Genomic DNA, 19707 nt, shown 5'->3' with positions numbered 1-19707 from the left:
ATTTTTGTGACCGAGTCTTTAAAATAGCAAAAAACGCTCGCTTTGCTGAATAAAATATTCAGATAATAAATTAGTTTGTGAATTAAAAATTCAAAGGTGAAGAAATGAACTTAGGCGCATTGGTATCCGAAACCCGCAACCCAGCCACCATGGGGCTGGATGAAATGTCGACGCTGGAGATGGTGAGTTGTTTTAACCGGGAAGACCGAAAGGTGCCAGAGGCAATTGAGAAGGTGTTGCCTGCTATTGCTCAAGCGGTGGATTTGGCTGCGGCCGCGCTGAAGGCTGGTGGCCGGCTGATTTATCTGGGGGCAGGGACCAGCGGCCGTCTTGGCGTGTTGGATGCGTCTGAATGCCCACCGACATTCGGTGTGCCCCATGGCATGGTGATCGGACTGATTGCCGGTGGCCCAGGGGCGTTGCTCAAAGCGGTAGAAGGTGCGGAGGACGATGCCGCACTGGGTGAGGCCGATCTCTTGGCATTGAATTTGACGGCGACCGACATCGTGGTGGGGTTGGCGGCGTCTGGGCGCACACCCTATGTGATCGGTGCGTTGCGCTACGCAAGGCAACTGGGTTGCCCAACGGTAGCCATCTCCTGCAACCCGGATTCACCGATCGCGCATGAGGCGCAGGTGGCAATTTCGCCCGTCGTGGGGCCGGAAGCCTTGACTGGCTCAACGCGCATGAAATCCGGTACAGCACAGAAGCTGGTGCTGAATATGTTGTCGACAGGTGCGATGGTCAAGCTCGGTAAGGTGTATGAAAATCTGATGGTGGATGTGAAAGCCACCAACGTAAAACTGGTGGATCGTGCCTGTCGCATCGTGATGGAAGCCACCGGAGCCGAGCGCAGTCAGGCTGAAACTGCACTGAAGCAGACCCGCTTTGAGGTCAAACCGGCAATCCTGATGATTCTGGCTGGCGTTGATGCAGATGAGGCGCAGCAGCGCTTACAGCAACATGACGGCTATTTGCGCGCGGCACTGACGCGCTAAACCACACCTGGGGCGGGCGATGGACAAAACAACGGCACTGGCAACACAGATTCTGGCGGGGATTGGCGGTGAGGGGAATATCCTCCTGCTGCAAAACTGCATGACACGGGTTCGCGTTGAGGTTAACGATGAGCAACGTCTTGATTTAGCGCTGCTCAAGCAGTTACCGGGTATTAAGGGCTACATCAAGCAAGGCGAACAGCATCAATTCATCGTTGGCCCCGGTGCCGCGGCCAAGGTGGTGGACGCCATGCGTACACTGCTCAGCGGTGCCCCTGCGGCCGCTGAGGACAGTATCGCTCGCAACAAGGCGCAGGCTAAGCAAAAGTATTCGGCACCAATGAGCGGAGCGCTGAAAAAACTGGCCGATGTCTTTATTCCCCTGATACCGGCGTTTATCGCTTCCGGTCTGATTACCGGCATTATCAACGTGCTGAAGCGGCCGGATATTGCCGGCGAGCTGGCGGTGAATTATCCCAACGTGCTGGGGTTGCTGGCGATTTTCGGCAGCGCGGTGTTCGCCATCATGAATATTTTGGTGGGGGTGAATGCCGCACGGGTGTTTGGCGGTTCCCAGGCCATGGGCGGCGTGATGGCCGGTATTCTCTCTAGCCCGGCGTTGGCGCAGATCACTTTGTTTGGCGAAGCCTTGCAACCCGGGCGCGGTGGGGTAATTGCGGTGCTGTTGGTGGTGGCATTGATGTGCTGGGTGGAAAAACGCCTGCGCAATTGGCTGCCGGAATCCATTGAGTTGATCCTCAATCCGCTGATTACCACGTTGGTGACGGCGTCGTTGGCCATTGTGATCCTGCAGCCGCTGGGGGGTTACATCTCTGATGCCATTGCCCACGGTGCTAATCTGGCGATCGACAAGGGTGGCTTGCTGGTGGGGGCGGTGTTGTCCGGGCTGTTCTTACCGCTGGTGTTGTCCGGTTTGCATCAAGGGCTGGTGCCGATCCACGTCGAACTGGTGCAGGCCCACGGTTCCAACCCACTGTTGCCGATTTTAGCGATGGCGGGAGTCGGTCAGGTGGGGGCCGCGTTGGCGGTATTAATGAAAACCCGCAATGCGCGCCTAAAAAAGGTGATCAAAGGGGCGTTGCCGGTCGGCATTCTCGGCATTGGCGAACCCTTGATTTTCGGTGTGACGCTACCGTTGGGTAAACCCTTTATCGCCGCCTGCCTCGGTGGTGCGGTCGGAGGGGCGCTGATCAGCTACTGGAAAGTGGCGACGGTGATCACCTTCGGTATCTCAGGTTTACCTTTGGCGTTAACCATTGTCTCGGGTAAGGTGATGTTGTATCTGGCTGGTCTGGTGATTACCATTGCCGCTGGATTTATTTTCACCTGGATAATGGGATTCAACGATCCTGAGGAGTAGCGTTTGAGCGAGAAGCAAAGCCAACAGGCCGTGGAAGGTCGCCGCGTGGTGTTCTTTGATCTGGACGGGACGCTGCATCAGGAAGATATGTTTGGCAGTTTCTTGCGCTTCTTGTTACGTCATTTGCCGCTCAATCTGTTGCTGGTGGTGCCCTTGCTACCGGTTATTGGAGTCACGCTGTTGGTGATGGGACGTGCCGCGCGCTGGCCCATGAGTGTACTGCTGTGGGCGATCACCTTTGGTCGAACGGAGGCCAGCCTAAAGGCGCTGGAGCGGCGTTTCGTCAGTGATTTCCGGCAAAGAGTGACGGCTTTTCCGGTGGTGCAAATGCGCTTGCGGCAATACCTCGATGCCCAGGATGCGCAAGTATGGTTGATCACGGGCTCACCAGAACGGCTTGTGGAACAGGTTTATCAGGATTCCGCTTTCTTGCCGCAGGTGCAATTGGTCGGTAGCCGTATTGTACGGCGTTACGGTGGTTGGGTTCTGACTCTACGCTGTTTAGGTGAACAGAAGGTCACCCAGTTGGAGCAGCGTCTTGGCGCACCGCTCAAGCTATACAGCGGCTACAGCGACAGCAAGCAGGATAACCCCTTGTTGTATTTCTGCGAGCACCGTTGGCGGGTCAGTAAGCTGGGTGAGCTGCAACAGTTGGAATAACAGTAAAGGGCGGAATCTCCGCCCTTTGCTGTTTCTGATGGCTTACATTGCCGCGCGGAAGATAGCGACAATCTGTTTGTGGGTCGCTTGTATCGGGTTGGTGAAGCCGCAAGCGTCATTCAGTGCGTTGGTTGCCAGCGTATCAAAGTCCTGTTCCTTCACCTTTAAATCACGCAGCCCAGCCGGGATGCCGACGTCTTGCGCCAGTAAACGGATGGCGGCGATACAGGCGACGGCACCTTGTTGGCTATTGAGGTGCGTCACGTCGAGGCCCATGGCGGCAGCGATGTCTTTTAGCCGTGGTGCACAAACGCTCGCATTGAACTCCTGCACATGCGGCAACAGCACGGCATTACACACCCCGTGTGGCAGGTCGTAGAAACCGCCGAGCTGGTGCGCCATGGCGTGCACATAGCCGAGCGAGGCGTTGTTGAAGGCCATCCCAGCCAGGAACTGGGCGTAGGCCATGTTTTCACGCGCCTGCATATTGTTGCCGTCGGCGACTGCGTCACGCAGCGACTCGCTGATCATGGTGACGGCTTTCAGTGCGCAAGCATCGGTAATCGGATTAGCCGCGCTGGAAACATAGGCCTCTATCGCGTGGGTGAGCGCATCCATCCCGGTCGCGGCGGTTAGCCCTTTTGGCATGCCAGCCATCAGGTGTGGATCGTTGACGGACAGGATTGGGGTAACGTGTTTGTCGACAATCGCCATTTTGATGTGACGCGCTTCATCAGTAATGATGCAAAAACGGGTCATTTCAGAGGCGGTACCTGCGGTGGTGTTAATGGCAATCATCGGTAGCTGCGGTTTGGCAGAACGATCAACACCTTCATAATCCTTGATGTCCCCACCGTTAGTCGCCAGCAGTGCAATACCTTTGGCACAATCGTGCGGTGAGCCCCCACCGAGCGAGACGACACAATCGCACTGGTGTTCTTGCAGCAAGGCCAAGCCTTGTTTCACGTTCAGGGTGGTTGGATTTGGATGCGTGCCGTCATAAACGCAGCTTTCGATGTGCTGTGCGGCGAGTAATTGTTGAACCTGGGCGACCACGCCAATGTTATTCAATACTTTGTCGGTCACGATCAGTGCGTAACCCAGCCCCTGTTGTTTCATGGTGTTCGCTGCTTCTTCCAGACAGCCAGAACCAATCATATTGACGGAGGGGATAAAGAAAGTTGAAGCAGCCATAACTCACTCCTTGATAAACGCTTTATTGCTTGCCTCAAACACTACTATGCTAATTATTCAATGATCATGATCTATCGCAATATCGAGGTGGATAAGTCAGGTGATTGATTTTATTTTGATTTAACCATTTACAAGGTGTGGATTTGGCTCGTTCCGAACCAAATCCAGTAGTAAATTTAACCGTTAAGCTGGTGGGCCTTAATCATCTGTTTGATCATGAGGTTTACGGCCCAGTTGCCATATCTTCTCTGCGTAATGTCCCAATGCCCACAGACTGAGGCCAAGTAGCACAAAGAAAATAGCCTTCGGCATGGCATCCCAGAAAAACTCGAAAAAACGCGTGTAGAGGTTAATACCAAGAAAGGTCAGGCCGAACCCGCGCAACATGGCGTCGTCACGTTTGAGTCCCAACCCAATGCACCCCACCGCGGCGATACCGAACAACAGACTCCAGTGGAACAGTTCGATCTGGCGTGCGCTGTACCAACTGTCAAGATCGCCATAGTTGCCAAAGATAGACAGTAACCAGAGGGCAATAAATAGGTATAACAACCCCATCGCCAGTGAAACCCGCTCCAGACCACGGCGAGCGAGCTGCGGTTGCAGCAGCAATGCGGCAGCGATCAGTACGGCACCGAAGGCGATAAAGCGAATAGGGAAACTCATGCCCAGCCAGTAGGCACCCCAGCCCGACAGATATCCGGTTTCCGCGCCGAAGGCGTTACCGAGCGACAGCAGAGCAAACCACCACACCAGTCCCGAGCGGCTGAACCAGCCAATCACGCCATACAGCAGGGCGGCAAACATCAGCAGGAGTGAAATTCGGCCGCTGCCATTATCCAGCCAAACGCCCATCTGCCACAGGGCGCAGGCGGTTAGCAATACGGCAACAAATAACGCAGCTTCATTGCCGTAACGTTTCTCCGGATACCTTTGGCGACGTCGCAATGCCCAGGCATAGCCAAGGGCAGCGAGGATGGCGGCAATCGTCATACGCACGGGGGCATCAAAGCGGAACAGCTCACTGAGCCGATAAAGCAGCGCGCTGTCGGCGAACAGGCTACTGACGGCGATAACCAGTGAAGCCAGTGCGGCAAGAAACGCATAGCGTGCCAGCCGCCGCCAGTCGAAGGGCTGTACTTCGACATGCTGGAGCAGTTGTTGCTGTTGCTGTGTCGTCAGTGCGCCTTCACTCACCCAGCCGTCCAGTGCTTTACGCACTACGGCGGCATTTTTTTTATTGAATTTCATGTTTCCTGTCCCTGAAAAACACCGTTATTGACTCAGTATATACCCGCTGCAATGCAAGCTGCAGACTTCACCTTGGCACCTGCTTACCGGTGGCGAATATCTTCGTTCCGGTTAACGCGGGCGCAGCATGCCGCGCCCCTAGTGTGTATAATGCCCGCCGCAAAGTGCACGAGGAATGATGCAATGACTGAATATAACGATGAATACTGGATGCGTCAGGCATTGCAGCTGGCCTTGCGTGCGCAAGAAGAAGGTGAAGTCCCCGTGGGGGCATTGCTGGTGCTGGATAACCAGGTCATTGGCGAAGGCTGGAATCGGCCGATTGGTCGCCACGATCCCACGGCGCATGCAGAGATCATGGCTCTGAGGCAGGGGGGCTCGGTATTGCAGAACTACCGTCTGCTGAACGCCACGCTGTATGTGACACTGGAGCCTTGTGTGATGTGTGCCGGGGCAATGGTGCATAGCCGCATTCGCCGGTTGGTATACGGCGCACCCGATGTAAAAACCGGTGCGGCAGGATCCCTGGTGGATATTTTGCGTCACCCTGGCATGAATCATCAGGTGGAAATTCTGTCCGGCGTGTTGGCCGAGGAGTGCGCTGCCACGTTGAGCAACTTTTTCCGCATGCGTCGTGAGCAGCAAAAAGCATTGAAACTGGCACAGCGCACAGGTCTGGATAAGAACCCAGATTAATCAGAAGTTAAGTGCCAGTTCCGGTGTGACGGCCGGATAGCCTTTCCCCAGTTCAGCCTGTTCGGCTGCTTCCTGTGCCGCCTTTCTCTCTTTTTCCAGTAGATAACCCACCAAACTGACCTGATAGCGCCGGATGTTCTCTACGTAGTTATAGGCTTCACGCCCGCGTGCATAACCGTAGGTCAACTGCGGGTAGTAGCGTTTTTGGCTGAGCATCGGCAGGCGTTGTTTAACGTCCACCCAGCTATCCGGGTTGCCTTTTTGCATCTTGGTCAGCTTACGGGCATCAAGCATATGGCCCCAGCCCATGTTGTAGGCCGCCAGTGAGAACCAGATGCGTTCATCTTCCGGCACGCTGTCAGGGACCTTGGCCATCAACCTTTGCAGATAGAGTGCGCCACCCTGGATGCTTTCCTCGGGATCGAGACGATCATTAACCCCCAGACCGTCGGCAGTGGCCCGCGTGAGCATCATGAGGCCGCGTACACCCGTCGGTGAGGTTGCCTGGGGATTCCAGTGCGATTCCTGATAGGCAATGGCAGCCAGCAGTTTCCAGTCGATCTCGTTGGCGTATTTTTCAAACAGCGAGCGGAATGTCGGCAGGACTGAGTCGATAGCTGACAGGAAGGTTTTGGTATCAACGTAATCGAAGCTGCCGACGTGGCCGAGATATTTCTCTTCCAGCCGTGCCAACGTCCCGTCGTCAACCATCTGGCTGTAGAAGTCCAACATGGCTGCATACAGGCTGTCGTCAGTGCCGCGTTTCAAATACCAGGTGACAGGTTCTTCGTCAGTAACATCGAAGGCGACCGCCAGCTGCGGGTGGATACGTTGCAGCAGGGCAATGGTCACTGAATCCCCGAGGGTATAGTCCAGCTTGCCGTCAGCGACCTGCTCCAACAGCTCCTTTGAGGTGAGGTCGCTGGAGGATTCCCAACTGAGGTTCGGGAACTTACTTTGCTTAAGCTGCTTCAGCGTGCTGACGTGCGCGGAGCCAGAGGCAACGGCCAGCTTGCCTTTAATATCGGCAAAGGTTTTTGGCCGCGCTGTTCCCAAACGGTAGACCAACTGTTGGGAGACGGAATAATACGCCGGACCGGTGCGCGCACGGCTCAGGCGATCCTGATTGTAGATCAGGCCCGCGGCCAGCAGGTCTGCATCGTCGTCGTCTAAATCGTCAAAAAGGTCATTGATATTCTTATGTGGGATCACCACCAGTTTCACACCCAGATAGTTGGCGAAGCGTTTTGCCAACTCATAGTCGAGACCACTTGGCCCCTGTTTGGTCGTGAAATAGGTTAACGGCGAGTTTAGCGTACTGATACGCAACTCTCCGCGGGATTTAATCTCTTCGAGTTGCCCACCCTGACCGCCGCGCCAGGTAATATTGGGCCACAGGGCGAGCGCCAGAAGCAAGGTAACAACACCGATTAGAATGTAGTTTATTTTAAGGCGTTTCAAATAGTTATCCAGTGGTGGCACACGTACACTGCCGACAGCAAACCAGTATTTTCTTATGGTTAAATCACCAGTGCGGGGGCATTTTGCGCAACAAAACGCCAGCGTGCAACTTTATTGACACGTTATGACAATTCGATGGCGCAAACAGCTTTTATCAATAATAGCTACGCAAACGGTTTCGTCTGCGGCGTAGATTCTCTATAATGGCGCGCGTTTTCCCCCTGTTGCGCCCAATGAAGTGCTGAAGTCAGTTGCTTCGAAGACGAGAGAACTTTGATTATGGAAATACTGCGTGGTTCGCCCGCTTTGTCGGCTTTTCGTGTTACCAAACTGCTGTCCCGCTGTCAGGACGCTCAACTTCCTGTTAGTGATATCTACGCCGAGTACGTCCACTTTGCTGATGTTAGCGCGCCGCTAAACGCCGAAGAGCATGCCAAGCTCCAGCGTCTACTCAAGTACGGCCCCTCTCTCGCCGAACATGCCCCTGAAGGCCGCTTGCTGCTGGTGACGCCGCGTCCGGGCACTATTTCTCCATGGTCTTCCAAAGCCAGCGACATCGCCCATAACTGCGGTTTGACGCAGGTATTGCGGTTGGAGCGTGGCCTGGCGTTCTACGTCAAAGCGCCGACCTTGACCGAAGCGCAATGGCAGCAGCTTGCTGTACTGTTGCACGATCGCATGATGGAAACCGTCTTCAGCAGTTTGCAACAGGCGGAACAACTGTTCGCTCAGCATCAGCCTGCGCCTTACCAGGCAATCGATATGCTGGGTGAAGGGCGCAGCGCGCTGGAACAGGCCAACATCAAGTTGGGTCTGGCGCTGGCCGAGGATGAAATTGACTATCTTCTGAATGCCTTTACCGGTCTGGGGCGCAACCCGACGGATATCGAACTCTATATGTTTGCGCAGGCCAACTCTGAGCACTGCCGCCATAAAATTTTCAACGCCGATTGGATCATCGACGGTGTGCAACAGCCGAAGTCGCTGTTCAAAATGATCAAAAACACGTTTGAGCAGACGCCGGATTATGTGCTGTCGGCTTATAAAGATAACGCCGCAGTGATGGAGGGATCGCAGGTCGGGCGCTTCTTCGCTGAGTCGGCAAGCGGTCAATATGATTATCATCAGGAAGAAGCACATATTCTGATGAAGGTAGAAACCCATAACCACCCGACAGCAATTTCCCCATGGCCTGGCGCAGCTACCGGCTCCGGCGGTGAGATCCGTGACGAGGGGGCTACCGGTCGCGGTGCAAAACCCAAGGCGGGTCTGGTCGGTTTCTCGGTCTCCAACCTGCGTATTCCTGGCTTTGAACAGCCGTGGGAGCAGGATTTCGGTAAACCTGATCGCATCGTTACCGCACTGGACATCATGACCGAAGGCCCATTAGGCGGCGCGGCATTCAACAACGAATTTGGCCGCCCGGCGCTGGTGGGTTACTTCCGTACCTATGAAGAGCAGGTCAACAGCCATAACGGCGTGGAACTGCGTGGCTACCACAAGCCGATCATGCTGGCGGGCGGTATCGGCAACATTCGCGCCGATCACGTGCAAAAAGGGGAAATCACCGTAGGCGCCAAACTGGTGGTGCTGGGTGGCCCGGCAATGAACATCGGTTTGGGCGGTGGTGCTGCTTCTTCGATGGCGTCCGGCCAGTCCGACGCCGATCTGGATTTCGCCTCAGTACAGCGCGACAACCCGGAAATGGAGCGTCGTTGCCAGGAAGTGATCGACCGCTGCTGGCAGCTGGGCGCACAAAACCCCATTCTGTTTATTCACGATGTAGGTGCTGGTGGCTTGTCCAACGCCATGCCTGAGCTGGTCAGTGACGGTGGCCGCGGCGGCCGTTTCGAACTGCGCGATATTCTGAACGACGAACCGGGCATGAGCCCGCTGGAAGTCTGGTGTAACGAATCTCAAGAACGTTATGTCATGGCGATTGCGCCAGCACAGATGGCGCAGTTTGATGAGATTTGCCGCCGTGAACGCGCCCCTTATGCCGTGATTGGTGAAGCGACCGAAGAACAGCATTTGACGCTGAACGACAGTCATTTCGACAATCAACCGATCGATATGCCTTTGGACGTGCTGCTGGGCAAAACGCCGAAGATGACCCGCGACGTAACGCGTCTGCAGGCCAAAGGCCAGCCGGTACAGCGCGACAACATCACGGTGGCTGATGCGGTCAAACGCGTTCTGCACCTGCCGGCCGTCGCCGAGAAAACTTTCCTGATCACCATTGGCGACCGTACCGTGACCGGTATGGTAGCGCGTGATCAGATGGTAGGTCCGTGGCAGATCCCGGTAGCGGACTGTGCGGTTACGACCGCCAGCCTGGACAGTTACTACGGTGAAGCGATGTCGATCGGCGAGCGTGCACCGGTTGCTCTGCTGGACTTCGCCGCCTCCGGCCGTCTGGCGGTAGGGGAAGCCCTGACCAACCTGGCAGCAACTGAGATTGGTTCGCTCAAACGTGTGAAGCTTTCCGCAAACTGGATGGCAGCGGCAGGTCACCCGGGTGAAGATGCCGGTCTGTATGAAGCCGTGAAAGCCGTCGGCGAAGAGCTTTGCCCAGCGCTGGGTATCACGATTCCCGTGGGCAAAGACTCAATGTCGATGAAAACTCGCTGGCAGGAAGGTAACGAACAGCGCGAAATGACCTCGCCGTTGTCGTTGGTCATCACTGGTTTTGCCCGCGTGGAAGACGTGCGTCACACCGTGACGCCGCAGTTGCGTACCGATAAAGGCGACAGCGCGCTGTTGTTGATCGACTTGGGTAACGGGCATAACGCGCTGGGCGCCACCGCATTGGCACAGGTTTACCGTCAGTTAGGCGATAAACCGGCCGACGTGCGTAACGTCGAGCAATTGGCGGGCTTCTTTAACGCCATGCAAAAACTGGTGGCCGATCGCGCACTTTTGGCCTATCACGACCGCTCTGACGGTGGCCTGCTGGTCACGTTGGCAGAAATGGCGTTTGCCGGCCATTGCGGTGTGCAGGCGGATATTAAAGCGCTGGGCGATGATGCACTGGCTGCACTGTTCAACGAAGAGTTGGGCGCGGTGATCCAGGTCACGGCTGACCAGCTTGACGCGGTGCAACAGGTGTTTGCACAGCATGGTTTGACGGACAATGTGCACCACATCGGCAGCGTACAGGCTGGCGACCGCTTTGTGATCGCTCAGGGCGATAAAACGGTGTACAGCGAAAGCCGCGCGACGTTGCGTACCTGGTGGGCGGAAACGACCTGGCAGATGCAGCGCCTGCGTGATAACCCTGAGTGTGCCGATCAGGAGCACAAGGCCAAGCAGGATGAACGCGATCCTGGCCTGAACGTCAAACTGAGCTTCGCGCCAGAAGAAGACATTGCAGCGCCGTACATTGCCAAGGGCGCACGTCCTAAAGTGGCGGTGCTGCGTGAGCAGGGGGTTAACTCCCATGTTGAAATGGCAGCAGCATTCCATCGCGCCGGTTTTGATGCGGTAGATGTGCATATGAGCGATTTGCTCGAAGGGCGCCGCGATCTACAGGACTTCCATACCCTGGTCGCCTGTGGTGGCTTCTCGTACGGCGACGTATTGGGTGCCGGTGAAGGTTGGGCGAAGTCGATTCTGTTCAACGATCGCGTTCGCGACGAGTTTGAATCTTTCTTCCACCGTCCGCAAACCCTGGCATTGGGTGTGTGTAACGGCTGCCAGATGATGTCTAACCTGCGTGATCTGATCCCAGGGGCAGAACATTGGCCTCGCTTTGTACGCAACCTGTCTGACCGCTTCGAAGCGCGTTTCAGCCTGGTGGAAGTGGCGGCCAGCCCGTCACTGTTCATGCAAGGTATGGCGGGTTCACGCATGCCGATCGCCGTGTCTCACGGTGAAGGGCATGTCGAGGTGCGCGATGCTGCACACCTGGCGGCGTTGGAGCACCATGGTCTGGTAGCCTTGCGATTTGTTGATAATATGGGCCACGTGACGGAAACCTACCCTGCTAACCCGAACGGTTCGCCGAACGGTATCACCGCGGTAACCAGCACTAATGGCCGTGCGACGGTGATGATGCCGCATCCAGAGCGTGTATTCCGCACCGTCAGTAACTCATGGCATCCAGAAGAGTGGGGCGAAGACAGCCCGTGGATGCGCATGTTCCGTAATGCCCGTAAACAGCTGGGCTAAACGAGAACGCTGTAGTGCCAAAGGGGGAGCAAGAGATTGCTCCCCCTTTCTCTATCATGATGTCGGTGAGTTGTCTGCATTTTGCGACAGAGGGTATTTTCATTGTCTCTAAAAAGAGACACATAACTTATTGATTTTTAATGGTGAAAAATTAATTGCGTTAAGCTGTCGGGTTTTTGAGACAGGGTGGTGTTTTTTTCCTCATCCAATGCCGTAGTAAAGCGGCTGTTTTAGCATTGAATTAAGTTATTGTTGTTTAATTTCATGTGTTTAATAAATATGTTGAAAAGTTGGCACGATAAGTGCATTATTCTCTTCAGTTGCTCATTCACCTTTTTATGACGGCCCCGTAATTAAACGGAATAGTTGCCTCATAAGCCTCCGAATGATGCCAAAGAAATGGTGCCTATCGTCCAACCAAACCGATAATAGACGCGCAAGCGCTTTATCAAGCATCGGGCGACACGTGGAGTGAGGCACCGCCTGTATCCACCTGTGATGAGTCTTCATCAATTACGGATACTTACGGATGCTATTCGTCCTGTTCGATGCCAGCTTTGTGCTACATCACCCTGGGGACGAGGTTTAAGGGCATCCACACTTTCTTGCGTGGGGCAGTTCTGCCCCAACGTCAAATACCCATCATAGATGCAACGCCAATTATTTTGGGTATCACGATAACCCCAATCGCAGACATCACTCACGCACGGCACGCTTGCCTGTATTTTCCTGACGCTCCGCTGAACGCCGGGCTTTCCTCTCATCGGCGACTCGGTTAGCATCAAAGCAGACTAGAGACAATGAGATGATTTCGTTGAAAAGATGGCGTTTATTTCCCCGCTCACTGCGTCAACTGGTGCTGATGGCGTTCCTGCTGGTGCTGCTGCCGCTGCTGGTGTTGGCTTATCAGGCCTACCAGAGCCTGGATCACCTCAGCGCGCAGGCGGCTGACATCAACCGCACCACGCTGGTGGATGCGCGACGCAGCGAGGCCATGACCAGCGTGGCGCTGGAAATGGAGCGCAGCTATCGCCAGTATTGTGTACTGGTCGATCCGACCCTGGAGAAGCTGTATCAGAACCAACGAAAACAGTATTCGCAGATGCTCGACGCACATGCCCCCATCCTGCCTGATGAACGTTATTATCAAACCTTGCGTAATTTGCTGACCCAGCTTGCGGCGATCAAATGTCAAAGCAGCGGCCCGGACGCACAGGCGTCGGCACTGCTGGAGTCGTTTTCACGCTCAAATGCCGAAATGGTGCAGGCCACGCGTGCCGTAGTGTATTCCCGTGGCCAACAGTTGCAGCAGGCGATTGCCGAACGCGGCCAGTTCTTCGGCTGGCAGGCGCTAATGCTGTTTCTGGTCAGTGTGATGCTGGTGGTGCTGTTTACCCGCATGATTATCGGCCCGGTAAAAGCGGTAGAGCGGATGATCAACCGATTAGGGGAAGGGCGAGCATTAGGGAGTACCGCGTCTTTTAAAGGGCCGCGTGAACTACGTTCGCTGGCGCAACGCATCATTTGGCTGAGCGAGCGGTTAGCCTGGTTGGAATCGCAGCGCCATGAGTTTTTGCGCCATATCTCGCATGAATTGAAGACGCCGCTGGCCAGCATGCGCGAGGGGACGGAGTTGCTGGCGGACGAAGTCGCCGGCCCGTTAACCTCCGATCAAAAAGAAGTGGTGACCATTCTCGATCAGAGTAGCCGTCACTTGCAGCAACTGATCGAACAACTGCTGGATTACAACCGTAAACTGGCGGATGGCCCGGCGGAACATGAGAATGTGGCGTTGGAGGAGATGGTCGAAATGGTCGTTGCTGCGCACAGTTTACCGGCCCGGGCAAAAATGATCCGCACCGAGATCCAACTGGATGCGGAAATCTGCTGGGCAGAGCCTACGCTATTAATGCGCGTACTGGATAATCTCTACTCCAATGCGGTGCACTACGGTAAGGAATCCGGTAACATTTGGATCCGCAGCCGTCAGGTTGGGCAACGGGTACAGATTGATGTCGCCAATAGCGGCACGCCGATCCCCGACGCTGAGAAAATCATGATTTTTGAGCCTTTTTTCCAAGGTAGTCACCAGCGAAAAGGGGCGGTAAAAGGAAGCGGTCTTGGGCTAAGTATCGCGCAGGATTGTATCCGCCGGATGCGCGGGGAGCTGCAGCTGGTTGAAGTCGCTGGCGCAGACGTCTGCTTCCGCATTGAATTGCCATTAACCGCCGAGAATGAATAATAATGTACACATGGTCTAAACGCCTTCGTCTCTCACAGACCGAACGTTCACCGCGTGCCACACTGGGTACGCCGCTCGGCAAGCGTCGTTTTTCCTTTTTAGGCAGCGTTCTATTTGTCCCTTTTCTACTGGCTGGGTGTGTTGATCGCGCGGTCAGCGGCGGCTTAAGCCAGCCGCAGCAGGAAGCGATCCCGGACACAAAAGTGGTGGATTACCGCATTGCGGCGTGTGACACCCTGTGGCCTCTCGACGAAAAAGATGCGTTGAATAACTCTCTTTACTGGCTGCGCGCCATGGATTGTGCCGATCGTATCGGTTCCACTCAGGCGCGTGCACTGGCGAAAACCCTGCCTGGAGACAGTTGGGCTGGGATTTTCAAACAAAGCATCCTGTTGGGTAGTGCTGAGCCAACCTCGGGTGAGCGCCGCCAGATGATCGATCGCCTGAATAGCTACCGCCTGGAGTTCCCAAGTTCATTGCGCCCGTTGTTGCAATTGTGGCGTCAGCAGCAGGTCCTACAGATAACGCTGTTTGATGAAAAGGCTCGCTACCAACATCTGCAGGAAAGCTCCGACAGCCAGATAGATCAGTTGCGCCAGAGCCAGATACGTTTACAGGCACAGTTGCAGGATACGTCGCGCAAGCTGGAAAACCTGACCGATATTGAGCGTCAGCTCTCTTCGCGCAAGCAGCTGCAAACTGACATCCCGGACAATAGCGCGACGCAACAAAAAACCGACTCCGCGAAGAAAGTGACCCCAAACAAAGCCGCAGAGTCGGACGCGGAACCGGAGAAGGGCACAGCCTTGCCGGTGGAACCGGAAGATACTTATGCGCCGTCCCCTGCTAACAAGGAGTCCCACGCGCAATGACAGCACGCAAACCGGCCAATCTATTATTGGTTGACGACGATCCCAGCCTGCTCAAGCTGTTGGGAATGCGCCTGACCAGCGAAGGTTTTCATGTCACCACCGCGGAAAGCGGTCAGGAAGCGCTGCGCCTGTTAGGGCGCGAAAAAATCGATCTGGTGATAAGCGATCTACGGATGGATGAAATGGACGGCATGGCGCTGTTTGCCGAGATCCAGAAACATCAGCCCGGCATGCCGGTGATCATCCTTACCGCCCACGGCTCTATCCCGGATGCGGTGGCAGCCACCCAGCAAGGGGTGTTCAGCTTCCTGACCAAGCCGGTGGATCGCGATGCGTTGTATAAGGCCATCGACGAAGCGCTGTCATTGTCGTTACCTGCGGGTGATGACAGCTGGCGTGAAGAGATAGTCACCCGCAGCCCGATTATGCTGCGCTTGCTAGAGCAGGCAAAAATGGTGGCGCAGTCCGATGTCAGCGTCTTGATCAACGGTCACAGCGGCACCGGTAAAGAGGTGTTGGCGCAAGCGATCCACGGTGCCAGCCCGCGGGGTAAAAAGGCGTTTATTGCCATTAACTGCGGCGCATTGCCCGAGCAATTGTTGGAGTCAGAGCTGTTCGGCCATGCCAAAGGGGCATTTACCGGTGCAGTCAGCAGCCGTGAAGGGCTATTCCAGGCGGCAGCTGGCGGTACGCTGTTCCTCGATGAGATCGGCGATATGCCGCTTTCGCTCCAGGTTAAGCTGTTGCGTGTGCTGCAAGAGCGTAAGGTACGCCCGTTGGGCAGCAACCGTGACCTGGACATTGACGTTCGTATTATTTCCGCTACTCACCGCGATCTGCAAAAGGCGATGGCGAAAAACGAATTCCGTGAGGATTTGTACTACCGCCTGAATGTGGTGAACCTGAAAATCCCTGCGCTGAATGAGCGCGCTGAGGATATTCCATTATTGGCTAATCATCTGCTGCGCGAGTCTGCCAAACGCCACAAACCCTTTGTCCGTAGCTTCTCTTCGGACGCCATGAAACGCCTGATGACCGCGACCTGGCCGGGTAACGTGCGCCAACTGGTGAACGTAATCGAACAGTGTGTGGCCTTGACCTCCGCGCCGGTGATCAGTGAAGCGCTGGTGGAACAGGCGCTGGAAGGGGAAAACACCGCCTTGCCGACCTTTGTCGAGGCGCGTAATCAGTTTGAATTACATTATTTGCGCAAGCTGTTGCAGATCACCAAAGGTAACGTGACTCAGGCCGCACGTATGGCAGGCCGCAACCGTACCGAGTTTTATAAATTGCTGTCGCGTCATGAACTGGACGCCAACGATTTTAAAGAATGATGTTTTCCGCTGCGGCCTGCTTACGCAGGTTCTCAACAAACGCAGCGGAATGATTTACACTCCGTTCTCTTGTTTGTGGCGCGGCCCAACACAGAGAACCATGGAACGTATTAAGCGGGATCCTAAACAATGAGCAGATCACTATCCATCGCACTGGCCCAGTTAAACCTGCTGGTCGGTGACATTGAAGGCAACACCGAGCGCATGTTGCAAACGGTGCAAGAGCAGCAGAAGGCGGGAGCCGATCTGGTCATGTTCACCGAACTGGCGCTGTCTGGCTATCCGCCGGAAGACCTGTTGTATCGCAATGATTTTTATCAGCGCTGTGACGCGCAGTTGCATCGTTTGCAGCAGGCGTCGGTTGATGTCGCCATTCTGGTCGGCCACCCGTGGCGTGAAGGCGACAAACTCTATAATGCGCTGTCGCTGTTCTCCGAAGGGACGCTGCTGGCGCGTTACTTCAAGCAGCAGTTGCCGAACTACGGTGTTTTCGATGAGAAACGCTACTTCCAGGCGGGTAATGAAACCTGCGTGATCGAGCTGAAAGGCTATCGCCTGGGTCTGCTGATTTGTGAAGATCTGTGGTTCCCGGAGCCTGTCGATGCTGCCAAGGCGGCTGGCGCCGAAATGATTTTGTCGATCAATGCCTCACCCTACAATCGTGAAAAGCCGTATATCCGCAAAACGCTGATGGCTGGCCATTGCCAACGCACCCATTTGCCTCTGGTGTACCTGAACCAGATTGGTGGGCAGGATGAATTGATTTTTGACGGCTGTTCGAAGGTATTTGATGCTGCCGGCAACATGACCCACCGTCTGGCGGCATTCGCCGAACAGGTGACGTTGCTTGAGTTCAATGAGCTGGACGTCGTGCCCATGACGGCACCGGCCGCCGAGTTACCGCAGTTGGCGCAGGTGTACGAAGCCCTGGTGTTGGCGGTGCGCGACTATGTGACGAAAAATGGCTTCAAGGGCGCAGTGCTGGGGTTGTCTGGCGGTATCGATTCGGCGCTGACGCTGGCGATTGCCGTCGATGCATTGGGCAAAGACAAGGTGCAGGCGCTCATGATGCCGTTCCGCTACACCGCGGATATCAGCATTGCCGACGCTAAAGAAGAAGCCGAAATCCTGGGTATTGAATTTGATATCGTCTCCATTGAGCCTATGTTTGATGCCTTTATGGGCCAACTGACGCCAATGTTTGCCGGTACCGAACGCGATACCACGGAAGAAAACCTGCAGGCACGCTGCCGTGGTGTGGTGCTGATGGCGCTGTCCAATAAGCGCCGTAGTATCGTGTTGACGACGGGCAATAAAAGCGAGATGGCCGTAGGTTACGCCACGCTGTATGGTGATATGGCGGGGGGATTCGACGTACTGAAAGACGTCCCGAAAACACTGGTATTCAAGTTATCCGAATACCGCAATACCGTCTCCTACGTGATCCCGCAGCGCGTTATTGATCGTCCGCCGTCCGCTGAGCTGGCGCCGGATCAGCTCGATCAGGACAGCTTGCCTCCGTACGACATTCTGGATGCGATTCTTGAAGGCTACGTCGAACGCGATAAGTCCGTTGCCGATCTGGTGGCTGAAGGCTTCGACGAAGCGATAGTACGCAAGGTTATTCGCCTGGTAGATATTAACGAATACAAACGGCGTCAGGCCGCCGTCGGGCCGCGTATTACCGCCCGCAATTTCGGCAAAGACCGCCGCTACCCAATCACATCCGGCTTTGGCCGCAAAAATTGGTAAAGGAAAGAAGATGAAAAAGATCGACGCTATTATCAAGCCGTTCAAACTGGATGATGTTCGTGAAGCGCTGGCTGAGGTGGGCATTACCGGGATGACCGTCACCGAAGTGAAAGGTTTCGGCCGCCAGAAAGGCCACACTGAGCTGTACCGTGGCGCAGAGTATATGGTCGACTTCCTGCCGAAGGTGAAAATTGAAATCGTGGTGGCCGACGATATCGTCGATACCTGCGTAGAAACCATCATGCAGACTGCGCAAACCGGTAAAATCGGCGACGGTAAGATTTTTGTCTTCGATGTGGCGCGCGTAGTCCGTATTCGTACCGGCGAACAGGACGAAGAAGCGATTTAATGTGATCGTCTACCGAGCACCGCCAGATTGAGCTTGGGCGGTGCTCGGCCTCCTCACGTACTACGTGTACGCCCCAAATATCCCTGAACGTCTCCCGCCTCTCCACCGTTTTGATTATTCTCATCAGAAGCATTCTAAAAAAGCGAAGGCTATCGCGTTTTTGATACTTTTCTCGATCGCTTCACTGCGCCCATAGCTACACTTAACTCAATTCCACTATTTTGATTAAGGCAATCCCCAATGAATGTCACGTTGCGGCCGGGCGGCAAGTGCACGCAGACAACAACGCAGTGGCTTGGAAGGCAATGCGGATGATGACGCTGCGCCAAATCCGCCATTTTATCGCCGTGGCCGAAACCGGTTCGATCTCCGCCGCCGCCCAGGCGGTGTTTGTTTCCCAGTCCTCGTTGACGTTGGCTATCCAGCAATTGGAAACCGACATCGGTGTGCGATTGTTCGATCGCCACGCCAAGGGCATGAACCTGACACATCAGGGGCACCAATTTTTACGCCAGTCTTATCTGATCCTCGCCACGGTGGATAACGCCAAACGCAGCCTGCAATTGGGGACTGAAAGCCTGACCGGCAAGCTGACTATCGGCGTGACCAGTCTGGTGGCCGGGTACTTCCTGGTCGAGCTGCTCAAGCGGTTTAAATCGGCTTACCCCAACGTCACCATCCAGATGATCGAAGATGAACGTCCTTATATTGAGCACCTGCTGGTAAGCGGGGAGATCGATATCGGCGTCCTGATCCTGTCCAATATCGAAGACCGTGACGCGTTGCAGACCGAAGTGCTGATGCATTCGCCTTATCGCCTGTGGCTGCCACCGCTGCATCCGCTGCTGGATCACGAAAGCATTAGCCTGGCAGATGTGGCGAAGTTGCCGCTTATCCAGCTTAATGCCGACGAAATGGACGTACATGCGCGCCGCATCTGGGCACGCGTGGGATTGAAACCGGAGATCGCCATGAAAACCGGTTCGACGGAGGCGGTACGCAGCCTGGTGGCGGCAGGGATGGGGGTCTCAATCTTGCCGGATATGGCTTACCGCGCCTGGTCGTTGGAAGGCAATATGATTGAAGCGCGTAAGCTGGTGGATCTGCTGGAGCCGCTGGACATCGGCTTGGCATGGCGGCGCGGTAGCGCACGGCCGGAATTGGTCACTCCTTTCCTGACCATTGCGCGTGAGAACGGGAATATGCACGCCGCTGGGCTGAAGCATTCGATTTAATCGAACGCGGCGTTCAGTATTTAGAATTTGTTGGCTGCCTGATGCTCGCTTAGTCTGATTGAAACTAACTTATTCACATTTAGTTAACGTTTTTGTCACTTAGAGGCGATTC

General features: G+C 55.2%; 14 protein-coding genes. 11 read left to right on the top strand and 3 right to left on the bottom strand.

The annotated features are described in order from the left end of the window. Nucleotides 1–104 precede the first annotated feature (104 nt). The 3 genes from murQ to yfhb are packed head-to-tail and all read left to right on the top strand — an operon-like array spanning nucleotide 105 to nucleotide 3039. On the top strand, nucleotides 105–998 hold the full coding sequence (gene murQ, locus JOE25_RS20675) for an N-acetylmuramic acid 6-phosphate etherase (RefSeq protein WP_209638441.1): 894 nt from the start codon (nucleotides 105–107) through the stop codon (nucleotides 996–998). Between the two features lie 19 nt (nucleotides 999–1017). Then, nucleotides 1018–2379 carry a PTS transporter subunit EIIC gene (locus tag JOE25_RS20670; RefSeq protein WP_209638439.1) on the top strand — a complete coding sequence of 454 codons (1362 nt, stop codon included), beginning with the start codon at nucleotides 1018–1020 and terminating at the stop codon, nucleotides 2377–2379. A gap of 3 nt (nucleotides 2380–2382) precedes the next feature. Beyond that, complete coding sequence (gene yfhb / locus JOE25_RS20665; protein ID WP_209638437.1) at nucleotides 2383–3039, top strand: phosphatidylglycerophosphatase C; 657 nt, start codon at nucleotides 2383–2385, stop codon at nucleotides 3037–3039. A 42-nt stretch (nucleotides 3040–3081) separates the two neighbouring features. Here yfhb and yiaY read toward each other — a convergent pair whose 3' ends face one another. After that, a complete protein-coding gene (gene yiaY / locus JOE25_RS20660; RefSeq protein WP_209638435.1) occupies nucleotides 3082–4233 on the bottom strand; it encodes an L-threonine dehydrogenase in 1152 nt (383 codons plus the stop codon). A gap of 198 nt (nucleotides 4234–4431) precedes the next feature. Beyond that, the gene (locus JOE25_RS20655; protein WP_209638433.1) at nucleotides 4432–5484 is read right to left on the bottom strand and encodes a DUF2157 domain-containing protein; all 1053 of its coding nucleotides are present in this window, start codon (nucleotides 5482–5484) and stop codon (nucleotides 4432–4434) included. A gap of 183 nt (nucleotides 5485–5667) precedes the next feature. Here JOE25_RS20655 and tadA point away from each other — a divergent pair, with 183 nt between their 5' ends. Then, complete coding sequence (gene tadA / locus JOE25_RS20650) at nucleotides 5668–6180, top strand: tRNA adenosine(34) deaminase TadA (protein WP_209638432.1); 513 nt, start codon at nucleotides 5668–5670, stop codon at nucleotides 6178–6180. Here the strand turns inward: tadA and mltF are convergent, their stop codons facing one another. Next, nucleotides 6181–7641: a membrane-bound lytic murein transglycosylase MltF gene (mltF, locus tag JOE25_RS20645; protein WP_209638430.1), complete on the bottom strand. Its 1461-nt coding sequence runs from the start codon at nucleotides 7639–7641 to the stop codon at nucleotides 6181–6183. Between the two features lie 276 nt (nucleotides 7642–7917). On the opposite strand from mltF, the gene purL reads away from it, so the two are divergent. From purL to JOE25_RS20610, 7 genes are all read left to right on the top strand, one after another. Further along, the gene (purL, locus tag JOE25_RS20640) at nucleotides 7918–11811 is read left to right on the top strand and encodes a phosphoribosylformylglycinamidine synthase (protein ID WP_209638588.1); all 3894 of its coding nucleotides are present in this window, start codon (nucleotides 7918–7920) and stop codon (nucleotides 11809–11811) included. A gap of 805 nt (nucleotides 11812–12616) precedes the next feature. Beyond that, nucleotides 12617–14053, top strand: a complete 1437-nt coding sequence (locus tag JOE25_RS20635; RefSeq protein WP_209638428.1) for a HAMP domain-containing sensor histidine kinase — start codon at nucleotides 12617–12619, stop codon at nucleotides 14051–14053. A 2-nt stretch (nucleotides 14054–14055) separates the two neighbouring features. Further along, nucleotides 14056–14925 (top strand): two-component system QseEF-associated lipoprotein QseG, encoded by an 870-nt coding sequence (qseG, locus tag JOE25_RS20630; protein WP_209638426.1) that lies wholly within the window; start codon nucleotides 14056–14058, stop codon nucleotides 14923–14925. After that, nucleotides 14922–16259, top strand: a complete 1338-nt coding sequence (gene glrR, locus JOE25_RS20625) for a two-component system response regulator GlrR (protein ID WP_209638424.1) — start codon at nucleotides 14922–14924, stop codon at nucleotides 16257–16259. Before qseG ends, glrR begins: the two co-directional genes overlap by 4 nt. Before the next feature lie 129 nt (nucleotides 16260–16388). Next, on the top strand, nucleotides 16389–18011 hold the full coding sequence (locus tag JOE25_RS20620; RefSeq protein WP_209638406.1) for an NAD+ synthase: 1623 nt from the start codon (nucleotides 16389–16391) through the stop codon (nucleotides 18009–18011). A 10-nt stretch (nucleotides 18012–18021) separates the two neighbouring features. Continuing rightward, on the top strand, nucleotides 18022–18360 hold the full coding sequence (glnB, locus tag JOE25_RS20615; protein ID WP_004847623.1) for a nitrogen regulatory protein P-II: 339 nt from the start codon (nucleotides 18022–18024) through the stop codon (nucleotides 18358–18360). Between the two features lie 311 nt (nucleotides 18361–18671). Next, the gene (locus tag JOE25_RS20610; RefSeq protein WP_209638403.1) at nucleotides 18672–19595 is read left to right on the top strand and encodes a LysR substrate-binding domain-containing protein; all 924 of its coding nucleotides are present in this window, start codon (nucleotides 18672–18674) and stop codon (nucleotides 19593–19595) included. Nucleotides 19596–19707 lie beyond the last annotated feature (112 nt).

The sequence above is a fragment of the Serratia sp. PL17 genome, assembly GCF_017832355.1.
Classification (GTDB): Bacteria; Pseudomonadota; Gammaproteobacteria; order Enterobacterales; family Enterobacteriaceae; genus Serratia.
Note: the sequence above shows the minus strand (reverse complement) of the source record. Positions and strands in the feature narration are given on the sequence as shown.